Annotated in this window: 4 protein-coding genes and 1 pseudogene; all 5 read left to right on the top strand. The window is 27.8% G+C overall.

Annotated features, from left to right (window positions below; all coding sequences use genetic code 11):
- Positions 1 to 223 precede the first annotated feature (223 nt).
- Positions 224 to 757, top strand: coding sequence for a hypothetical protein (locus Q0F58_RS17995; protein WP_294379231.1), 534 nt, complete (start codon positions 224 to 226; stop codon positions 755 to 757).
- Positions 758 to 782: 25 nt separating this feature from the next.
- Complete coding sequence (locus Q0F58_RS17990) at positions 783 to 1,334, top strand: hypothetical protein (protein ID WP_294379230.1); 552 nt, start codon at positions 783 to 785, stop codon at positions 1,332 to 1,334.
- 241 nt (positions 1,335 to 1,575) lie between these two features.
- Entirely contained in the window at positions 1,576 to 1,938 is a 363-nt protein-coding gene (locus Q0F58_RS17985; protein WP_227360036.1) for a hypothetical protein, read from the top strand.
- 1,034 nt (positions 1,939 to 2,972) lie between these two features.
- Positions 2,973 to 3,461, top strand: a complete 489-nt coding sequence (locus tag Q0F58_RS17980; RefSeq protein ID WP_294379229.1) for an N-acetyltransferase — start codon at positions 2,973 to 2,975, stop codon at positions 3,459 to 3,461.
- Positions 3,451 to 3,743 (top strand): annotated as a pseudogene (locus Q0F58_RS17975) (hydrolase); the annotation flags it as partial. The gene Q0F58_RS17980 and the pseudogene Q0F58_RS17975, both read left to right, overlap by 11 nt.

Here is a 3,743-nt window from a genome sequence, read left to right as displayed (position 1 = left end):
GGATGGCTGTAAGGTATTAAATAGTTATCCAAAGGAATTAACTGTAATTGAATAATTAATGTAGAAAGGATAGTTAGGATGTAGATTCTAGCTGTCCTTTTTTGCTTATTGAAAGATTTATTGAAAAAGTGAAATGAGTTGAATACATTGATATATTATATATATAATTTGTTATAGAAAAGTTGTGTATGATTATGTATTGAATATAAGGAGGCGTTTTACTATGAAAAATAATCGTAGACAAGCACAATTCTTACTAAGAAGTATAACTGATGATGTCCCACAACTTCTATTAGAAGAGAATAATTTAGTTTTTAGAAATGAATTGAAACAAGATATTTTGATTCCTTGCAGTAGTATTATAAGCATTAAGATTTTACCTATTAATAGAATCTATAATCCTTCTATTGGATTTTTAAAAGATGGAATGAAAGGGTTCATGGCACATCGTAATGCGGGAGTATTTAGTATTTATTTTAATTATTATGTAGATTTGAATGTTGTGACTACGACAAATACTTACTTATTTGAAAGCCTTGATCTTGAGAATGCATCTCAATTTATCTTGAAATTAGATGAAACCATCAAAATTATTGATGATGTGAATCTTATTGATTTATTCAAAACAAAATCGATTAATGAATTGAAGGAATATATGGATCAGCATTATAAAGATTGGGCTAAAAAATATAATTTGGAGAATCCACGTACGACATTGGATGAAAACATGATAAGATTAGCTCATAACAAGCATTAGTATCTTTTTGAAAAGGAAAATAATAATGAAACAGTATGATTTCAGGTTTGATACAAAGTTGATTAAATCATTTATAGGTAAAACATTCACAAAATACAAACATGCAGATTTCATCGTTACAGATTCTGTGACAGGTATTTTGGAATTTGAGATTGATCAACAGGTGTTTGAATTAGTGAACGATTATGAGGCGTTAGATTATTTCGGCTTAGATGGTGAAGCGACTATATTTAGTATTTCTGCGTCCAATTGGACAAAAGTTGAATCAATGATTAATGATGATATCAAAGAAACATATGTTAATGCGTTAGTGCAGAAAGTTATTCTAGTCAATGATCATACTTCTTCTAAAAATTATGATATGTGGGAGACGAAAGCTATTGTCTTCTGCTTTGAAAATTTTGAAATCTGTTTTGAAAAACAGGATTGTTGGTTTTCAATGGAAATTGAAATCCATAAAGGACATAATTCATTGAATATGATTGATGATGGTAAAGATATATTGAATGATTTTGATGTGAATACATCTGTTACGATAGAAAGAACGATAGTAGAAATTGTGGGTAATTTAAAATAACTAGGGTTTTCCTATATTTTAAGTATCACGTAGTAAGGGGTAAAACTGCCCCTAAAAAGTTAACAACCCAAAAGCAATGTCAGAAGTTCACACCCCCGGCATTTTTAAAGTTTGAGTTAACCTCATGTCTATTTAGTTACTCTTTATATTTACCTTTAAATTTAATTTTTGAAATAAAAATAGTAAAATATATTTAGATTTACACTATAATTTAATTGAGATATACAAAAGGAGAGAAAGTGTGAAAAAATGTAAGTATTGCAACAAAAAAAATATAGAAGATGATTTTTGTAGTGACGATTGTAAAAACAAGGGAGAAAGATATTTTAATTATTGGAAAAAATATAAATACTTCTTTGGCTTAATTATAGCAATAAGTATATTTGTAATTATCATGCAGGTTGCTTTATACCCTGAATATATCATTGTATCTAAAATTTTGACTTTAGTATTAGGGTTAACATTTTTTATATTTCCTTTTGGAAACACTATAGATTCAATTGGAATAAAAAATACTGTATACATTGTTCGTACGATTTCAACAATATTAATAATATTAGGTATTGTTTCTATTGTATTCGATTTTAAATGGCCATTATTATAAGACACTATTATTACACTTCAGGCTATTATTAGTTTAGGAATATTTTATCTTTAAAACTTGTATTTTATCAATTGTTTTAATTGTATACTCTATAAAAAAATCTAAAAAACATGATATGGATTATTTTGGGGATATGCTTATTTTTGCTACCCTAAATAATCTTTAGAATTCCTGTTATTTCATCCATACAATCTAAAAATCCTTTACTTAATAATTTTTGGGTGGATTTAATTGCTTTTAAGGGTATATCTTCTGGAGTAATTGAAGGAATTTCTGAATGATAGGTATATTGCTAATTTGTAAATTGAATAAAATTAATAGAGAAATTATTTTTAACTTCTTTTTTGGTTATGGATTATGTGAATTGTTTGTGTTATTTGGATTGACAAGTTGCAGATTATTTGTAAATTCAATACTTATTGGATACAATGTTTATCCTAGTCTAAATTTGCAAACCAGTGAAGCGGTTTTATTAATTGAGTCAATTAATAATTCTCAATTTATTCCTATGATTTTTTCTCTTATTGAAAGAATTTTCACATTATTATTTCATTATTTTACTATTTACTTTTTGGCAAATTGTAAAGATATAAAGAAAGCACTTTTTATTTCAATCACTATACATTCAGTATTTAATATTATCGGAATCTTTTTTATTAACTATGTTAATTCATGTATAGGTAGAATAATCTTTTTATATTGATTTTCAGTAATATGCTTGATTTTGGATGAAAGTTTTATTATTACCATAGTGTTCTTATTGGACAGGATAAGAATCTCGGTCGCTAAACTTTCGATGCTTATCCTTTTTTTCTTTCTATAGATTTATTGATCTTAAGAATATGATAAATGATTTATGAAATAAACAAAATAGATAGCGAAAAACTGCCCCCTAAAAAGTTTACAGCCTAAAAATACTGGTAGGAGTTCACACCCCTGGCAGTTTTAAAGCTTGAGTTAACCCCAAGTCTATTTAGTTACTCGATTTTTTCAGACCTTTTTTTATGCTATTATATTAAATAAAGGAGTTAAGTATGGAAATAAGAAAAGCAGATAGGGCTCATATAGATGAAATAATGAGTCTTTATAAAGATGCGAAGATATTTATGGATAATCATGGCAATAAAAATCAGTGGCCTGTAGGTTATCCTTCAAAAGATTTGATTACTAAAGATATAGATAAGATGTATTTATGCATGTATAAAAATCAAATTGCGGCTGTTTTCTATTATGCGATAGAAGAAGATCAAGATTATAAGGAAATAGAGGGACAATGGCTCAATGATGCACCTTATGGTGTTGTTCATCGTGTTGTTTCTGCACATATTGTGAAAGGGGCCTGTAAGTTTATCTTGAACTGGGCTTATAGTCAGATTCCTAATTTAAAGATGGATACAGGAATTAAAAATATTCCTATGCAGAATTTATTAGAATCTTGTGGATTTAAGCTGTGTGGGAAAATAGTCAATACGCAAGGTATAACATGTCTTGCATATCAAAAAGGAGATACAAATGAAATATAAATGTTTAATACTAGATCATGATGATACGATTGTAGATAGCACACGTACAGTGAACTTTCCTGCATTCTTAGACTCATTAAGTAAATTGCGCCCTGATGTTACTATGACTTGTGAAGATTATTTTAAGTATAATTATAAGCCAGGATTTACTGCATTATGTTTTGATATACTAAAATTCACTGAAGAAGAAATGCGTATTCAAGAAAATAACTGGCAGTCTTATATTCGTAATCATGCACCTGTCTGTTTTGATGGCATTCATGATTTATTATGGCGTTATGT

The organism is uncultured Clostridium sp., from assembly GCF_934754915.1.
Classification (GTDB): Bacteria; Bacillota; Clostridia; order Clostridiales; family Clostridiaceae; genus Clostridium.
The sequence above is the reverse complement of the archived record's forward strand: the minus strand, read 5'-3'. Positions and strand labels throughout refer to the sequence as shown.